Raw genomic sequence first — 6,631 nt, 5'->3', positions numbered from 1 at the left:
GCATACCGGCCTTTTTTTGTTGATGGAAAGTTGCACTTGTTAGGCGAATGTGCGGTCGCCTGAAAACCTTTTCAGACGGCCTGAACGGTTAATATTCACGTTTACCCGGGGCAAGCCCGGGCATAACGGTTTATTCCGAGTAAACGCAGGCTGCGTTTACGGCATCACGACAACCGGTTTGATCACCTCGCCGCTTAACGAATCGGCAATGGCCTGATTAATGTCGGCATAATCGTAAAATTTAATCAGCTTATCAAACGGGAACAAGCCTTTTTTATAATAATCAACCAATTGCGGAATAAATATTTGCGGAACAGAATCGCCTTCCACCACCCCCGAAACCGTTTTGGCCTCGGCAAGGATATCTTGCATAATGTTTAAGGTAACGTCGCCCCCGATGCCGACGGCAGCCAGTTTGCCGCCAAACTTCAGCGAAGCAAGTGCGGTTTTGAACACGGGGGCAACGCCGGTCGTATCCACGGCATAGTCGATGCCGTTCGGGCAGAGTGCTTTAACGGCTTTTGGCACATCGCTGTTTTTGCTGTTAACGGTTGCGGTGGCGCCCAGCTCTTCGGCAAGCGCCAGACGGTTGTCGAAAATATCCACGGCAACGATATGCTTCATGCCGATGATTTTGGCCGCCATCACCGCCGCCAGCCCGACGCCTCCTGTGCCGAACACGGCAATGGATTCGCCGAATTTGGGCTTGAGAAAGTTCAAAACCGTACCCGCACCCGTCATCATGCCGCAGCCAAGGGGCCCCAGCAGCCGGATATCAACCTCTTTATCCACCTTCACCACATTGCGCTCGTCTGTTACGGCATAAGTAGATAATGAAGATTGGCCGAAAAACGATGAAACCTCCCACCCGTCATCGGTATGGATGCGGCAAGTGCCGTCTTTGAATTTGCCGCCGAAATTCAAACGGTTGAATTCGAAACACATGCCGGGATGGCCGTCTTGGCAGTTGTGGCAATGGCCGCACGAAGAAAAACCAATCACCACATGGTCGCCCGGGCTAACGGAAGTAACGCCGCTGCCGACTTTTTCAACTATTCCCGCGCCTTCGTGTCCCAGCGCGAGCGGATAAGGGCTTACGCCGCCGTCTCGCCCGGCTAAATCGGTGTGGCAGATGCCGGTTGCGGCTATCCTGACCAGCACTTCCGAATGCTTGGGTTCGTCCAAACGGGCGGAAACGATTTCAATGCCGGCACCTTGCTCCCTCACCAAAGCTGTTTTGATTTCCATGCTGTTGCCTTTCTGTTCAGTTAAAAAATCGATAAGCATATAATTTTCATTATACTCTTAATAGAGATTTTGATTTCTGATGAAACAATAAGTCCGGCACAAATTTGGCACACCCCAAAATAGGCAGTGGCAAAGAAAAAAGCCTAAACAGTTGTTTAGGCTTGGAAAATTTGGTGGGTCGTGAAGGATTCGAACCTTCGACCAACGGATTAAAAGTCCGCTGCTCTACCAGCTGAGCTAACGACCCGGCGAATTTTGAAATTATATTTGATATTTTCCGTATCGGTCAAGTTTGCCGGGAAGCGGGTGCGGTGGTTCAGGCTGTTTTTTATAAGCCGGCTTAAAAATCAGAAATATGCAACAAATCCAAGATAAACCGTCAAAATCAGGCATTATTTTTATGCAAAATGTTTTGCCGGGTGGCATAATGCATACAATATCTTTACATTTGCTTTTCCATGGCTTTACACAAGGGTCCTCCTTAAGAAACGGTGTACCGCCGCAATGGGCCTGTAATCGATAACAAGGGCTTTCACTTGCCCGCAGGCATGAAGCAGACACATATACAGGAAAATAACGTCATGAAATCAACACGCCGTAAAAACAAGCGCTTTTTTAATTTCAATCCTGCTTATCAGGCAGTTGTTTTTGCTTTGTTTTCTTCCCAAGCCTTGGCAGCGGTGGAGGCAGGTTTTCCGACTGTGCCGCTGTCGCTCAGCGGCGGCACCGCGCAGGTGAAACCGAACGTATTGCTGTTTATGGATACATCGGGAAGTATGGAGAAAGAAATAGGCAACGGTTCTTCCGAAATCAGAAAAACTGTGGCAATAAACGCAGCAAAAACCGTTATCAGAAACTCCGCCAACCTCCGCTGGGGTTTGGCCACATTCAATGATTCTGAAACCGGTTCTCATCCGACGCCGTATGTATATGGCGCCAATATCCGCGTTCCCATTGGTGATATTGATGAAAACAACTTAGAAAATGATGCCCATTATGCCGAACTAACCCGGGCTCTTGACGGGTTGGTGTTCAAAGGCGGCACACCGACAACTTCCGCATATTATGAATTGCTCCGATACTATCGGGGTATGAGTGGCGCATACCCGGATCAGGCGGGCAGAAATCAGTCTATCGACTATAAAAGCCCTATCGAATACCGCTGCCAAAAAAACTTTATCGTTTTTATTTCAGACGGCCAACCGCAAACCTCTCCTAATAATCGTATCAATAAAGCAGGGACGTATGAGCAGACCCATGCGGCGGCATATTACAAAGTAGACGACAAATATACGATGAATGCACCAGAAGGTACCCGTCCGCTCGGAGCCGCATTCGATGAGAAAGGCCCCTTCGGAGGAGTGGCTACCAATTTGCCACTTGAAAACTCCTCTAGCGATAAACAAGAATATGGAGGAGAAGATACGTTCAGCTGCACCATCAGCGACACCTGCAAAATGTACACCGAGCTGGGCATGAGCCATTTCGCCCGTATCGCGCATACGGAAGATATGATGCAGGGCGGCACCGACAAAGAAGGCAAGTCGTTTGATGAAAAAACGCCTAAAAACGACTTTTCAAAGCAGACCATTACCACATACACCATCGGCTTCGGTGCCGACGTGCCCATGCTTTCCCATGCGGCAAAAGCGGGGGGGGGGGGCTTATTTTAATGCAAACTCTTCAACACAGCTGCAAGATGCCCTTAATCAGATCAGTAAGGATATTGCCGTAGCGGCAGCCGATTTTGCAGGGGTTACGCCCACGGCTTCCGTTTCGTCCGGCGGCAAAATCGAATCGGCAGAAACGCTCTCGATGAATACGGAGCAATGGTCGAGCCAGCTGCGTTTTTATGAAGTGGCTGAAAACGGCAGCATCGATCCTACCAAATATAAACTTCCTACTTATAATCCAAGCACCGCCGTAACCGTTATCAGCACGGAAAACGGGCCGAGAATATTGAGTGAAAAAAGCAGCGGTTTGAGCAACGATACCTTCGGCTTGAACGGTGATGATGCCGGCCAATGGAAAAAACTGGTACGCTGGCTGACCCGCCAAGGCAGTGCCGATGATGCATCGGGAGACTACCGTGTGCGCGAACACAACGACACCCAAAACAAAAACCGCTATCTGGGCGATGTATTGGGCGGCAGCCTGACAGCCATGGGCATATACAATAAAAACGGATACGGATACGGCGATTCGGCACGCGAATACCTGGCCGTAGGCTCAAACGACGGTATGGTGCACATCTTTAAAAAACACGGCAAAGAAGGCCACGAATATACCGACGTGTTCCAATATATTCCCGGTTTGGCCAAACGCAGCGGCACGGAAACCGTCAACACTGCTTTGCAAACAACCGCCGGTAAAGGTTACGGGGGCAGCACCCACGTCAATCTGGTTAACGGCCCGGCCGGCTGGTATGAAACGTATGCGGGCAACAACCGCTCCCGCCTGTTTATGACCGGCGTATTGGGAGAGGGCGGGCGCGCCGCTTATGCCCTGAACATTGCCGGGCAGAACAACGGGGGAACCGCTATTGGTTTGGATAAGGCCGATAATCTGTGGCTGCCCAATTCCGGCAGCGGCATAGGCACGCCCGGCCAAGCCGATTATTTCGGCGTTCCCTTGTGGGATACCTCGTCTCCAAAAATCGGCAGCGCCCACGAAATCGACAGCCGAATCGGCCATATGTTCGGCGAGCCGATGAACGGCAGGTTGGCACGTGCCGGCAGCAAAGCGGCCAAAGAAAGCGAATACAAAACCGAAAACGACTTGTTTTATGCTACCGTGTTGGGCAGCGGTTTCAACCCGCCCGCCTCGGCAGATGAAAAAGGAAACAGCTCTTATCCTGCCCCGTCCGTATATGTATTGGACAGTTTGGGGCTGGATGCGGGCTTGTCGGGCAAATCAAACCAGGTAAACCCGAACAGCGCACCGGGCAAGGTGGTTAAACACATCAGCACGGCGGGGCTGGCCAACAACATCAAAACAACCGCCCCCAGGGGGATGACCGCCGTAACCGGTTTGGATATCGATGATGACGGTGTATTCGATGTGGCCTACGCAGGCGACCAAAACGGCAACCTTTACCGCTTCGATTTCCGTGGAGACGTTTCCAAGTGGAATGCGGAAATCTTATTCAAAGGAAGCGAAGCCCGGCCGATTACCGCAGCCCCCGAAGTGTTCCGCAACAGCAATACCGGGCGGGTAACCGTGTTGTTCGGCACAGGCAGCGAGCTGTATACCAGTGATTTGCACGATAAAACCGTGCAGCGTTTATACGGTATCCAAGATCCTCTCACCGACGATGCGGAAAAAGAAGGGGATTTGAGCACCGCCAACACCGGCTACCCGCTTACCGAGGAGAGCGTGCAGCTGAAAGAGCGCACATTCTCTGAAGCAAACAACGCCCGTACGCTTACCAGCCAAGGCGGCTTGGAAAGTTCGCATTTGGGATGGTATATGGAGCTTGATCCTCAAAACGGTGAGCGTGTCGTGGACAAACCGGGTATAGGCGGCAGCAGGCGCCGCGGGGCTACCGTAATATTCAGCACCACCGTTTTCAATCCCGCATCACAAGAAGTTCAAAACAGCTGTACTGCAGAAGGAGAAACCCAAACCTCCGGCTTCATTATGACCTTGGATGCCGAAACCGGCGGCCGCCCCGTGGCCCTGCGCTTCTTGAAAGACAATATGGATCATATCGGCGAATACAAATCGGGTAACCTCTCCACCGTAAAGCTGCAGCAAAACGGTGTTGCGCGCAATATATTCGGCGGTTCGCGCAGCGGAAGGGATTTGAAGCCCGGCCTTAGCGCCCTAAGAGATCCGTCGGGCTGCGAAGCAGTTTACGGCAGCAGTGAAACAGGGGTGGGGGTGCAGTCTTTCTATTGCCCTAAAACAGCCATACAGCGTATTTCGTGGCGCGAAATCTTTTAATACCGCTATGTTTTTCTTAAGGCCGTCTGAACATGGATGTTTCAGACGGCCTTTAGCGTGCAGAAAGAAAGCGTTAAAGCTTGTAGCAGATGTCGCCCGATATAAAGCCCTGCCAATCTGCATCTACGCCGCGCCCGAATGCCATCACTTTAAACAGTTCGCCCATTTCGTGCTGGCCCAACAGCTTGTGCAGGGCGGTTGTTTCGCGGATATAGGCGGGTGTTCCGGGTTCGGCGGTTTGTGCCAGCAGGCCGGTGATGCCGAGGTTGATCAAGAAATTGGCCTGGGTGGTGTAGCCGATTAAATCCAAACCGCCGTCGGTGCCGGCTTGGGCAATATCGGTGAAGTTGACATGGGCGGTCAGATCGGTGAGGCCGATATGAAAAAACGGATCGTGTACGGTGTGGTGGCGGTAGTGCCCGATTAAGGTGCCCATATGCCGTTGCGGGTGGTAATACCGGGCGGCGTCGAAGCCGTAGTCGATGAAAATCATGCCGCCGCGCACGAGTTTGCCCGCCAGTGTGCGGATAAAAGCGTGTCGGGCGGGGTGCAGCTCGCTGGTGTACGGCTCGTCGGGCGGAAAACAGGCGGCGGCACTTGCCAGCAAGCCGGCTTGGTTAAGCGGGCGCGGGGTTTGGACGAAGGCATTATGCTCCAGCGCCACACCGATTTGCCAAAACTGCCCGTGTTCGCGCCGGATAAGCTCGCAGGGCATGGCATCGAGCACTTCGTTGCCGATGATGATGCCGTCGAAAGTGTCGGGCAATTCGGTTAAATGGATAACTTTCCCGGCCGCTTCCGGCACGTGTTTGCAGATGAAATCACGCTGGCGTTCGGCCAGCTCGCTTGATATTTCAATGATATAGTAATTCTTGAGGCCGTCTGAAAGTGATTGCAGCAAATCGGCGGCCAATTCGCCGGTACCGGCACCGAATTCATAGATATTGCCGTCGGTTTGCGGCAGCAGCGGGGCAAGTTGGTTGGCGAGTGCGCGGCCGAACAAGGGAGTGAGGGTGGGGGCGGTAACAAAATCGCCTGCCGCTCCGATTTTGTGCGCGCCGCCGGTGTAGTAGCCGTATCGGGGGGCATAGAGCGCCAGCTCCATGAAGCGGGAAAACGGAATCCAGCCGCCGCATTCGCGGATATCGGCCGAAATCAGGTTTTTCAAGGCTTCGGAGGATGTTGCGGCGGCAGCAGAAGGGGCGGGTAATTGCGCAGTCATAAATGTTAGAACATGTAAATTTTATCAAATGGCTGAGAGATTATACCCTTTATTAGAAAACAGACTCTATTTCATGATTTTTACTATATATTGTAATTTTAATATAATATTGATACTAGATATTGTGATTTTATGTGTGTCAGGTGCATAAAGCGGGCGTGCGGCCTGCTTTTTTGATGCTTAAGTGTTTGTCTTACTGATTTATTTTTTCGAAAA

At 51.8% G+C, this 6,631-nt stretch carries 4 protein-coding genes and 1 tRNA gene; 2 read left to right on the top strand and 3 right to left on the bottom strand.

Annotated elements, in window-relative coordinates; genetic code table 11:
• Positions 1-156 precede the first annotated feature (156 nt).
• Both Q3970_RS08320 and Q3970_RS08315 read right to left on the bottom strand, forming a co-directional pair.
• Positions 157-1,248: an NAD(P)-dependent alcohol dehydrogenase gene (locus tag Q3970_RS08320; RefSeq protein WP_303100113.1), complete on the bottom strand. Its 1,092-nt coding sequence runs from the start codon at positions 1,246-1,248 to the stop codon at positions 157-159.
• A gap of 171 nt (positions 1,249-1,419) precedes the next feature.
• Positions 1,420-1,495 (bottom strand) — tRNA-Lys (locus tag Q3970_RS08315).
• 334 nt (positions 1,496-1,829) lie between these two features.
• Here Q3970_RS08315 and Q3970_RS08310 point away from each other — a divergent pair.
• Positions 1,830-2,921 carry a vWA domain-containing protein gene (locus tag Q3970_RS08310; RefSeq protein WP_303100112.1) on the top strand — a complete coding sequence of 364 codons (1,092 nt, stop codon included), beginning with the start codon at positions 1,830-1,832 and terminating at the stop codon, positions 2,919-2,921.
• Entirely contained in the window at positions 2,887-5,193 is a 2,307-nt protein-coding gene (locus tag Q3970_RS08305; RefSeq protein WP_303100111.1) for a pilus assembly protein, read from the top strand. The genes Q3970_RS08310 and Q3970_RS08305 overlap by 35 nt, the downstream gene beginning before the upstream one ends.
• 73 nt (positions 5,194-5,266) lie before the next feature.
• Here the strand turns inward: Q3970_RS08305 and Q3970_RS08300 are convergent, their stop codons facing one another.
• On the bottom strand, positions 5,267-6,415 hold the full coding sequence (locus Q3970_RS08300) for a class I SAM-dependent methyltransferase (RefSeq protein WP_303100110.1): 1,149 nt from the start codon (positions 6,413-6,415) through the stop codon (positions 5,267-5,269).
• Positions 6,416-6,631 lie beyond the last annotated feature (216 nt).

The sequence above is a fragment of the Neisseria sp. genome (assembly GCF_030530745.1).
GTDB lineage: Bacteria > Pseudomonadota > Gammaproteobacteria > Burkholderiales > Neisseriaceae > Neisseria.
Note: the sequence above shows the minus strand (reverse complement) of the source record. Positions and strands in the feature narration are given on the sequence as shown.

Coding starts and splice junctions, on each gene's coding strand:
- Q3970_RS08320 (WP_303100113.1), bottom strand. CDS start 1,248: ATGGAAATCAAAACAGCTTTGGTGAGGGAGCAAGGTGCCGGCATTGAA.
- Q3970_RS08310 (WP_303100112.1), top strand. CDS start 1,830: ATGAAATCAACACGCCGTAAAAACAAGCGCTTTTTTAATTTCAATCCT.
- Q3970_RS08300 (WP_303100110.1), bottom strand. CDS start 6,415: ATGACTGCGCAATTACCCGCCCCTTCTGCTGCCGCCGCAACATCCTCC.
- Q3970_RS08305 (WP_303100111.1), top strand. CDS start 2,887: ATGCGGCAAAAGCGGGGGGGGGGGGCTTATTTTAATGCAAACTCTTCA.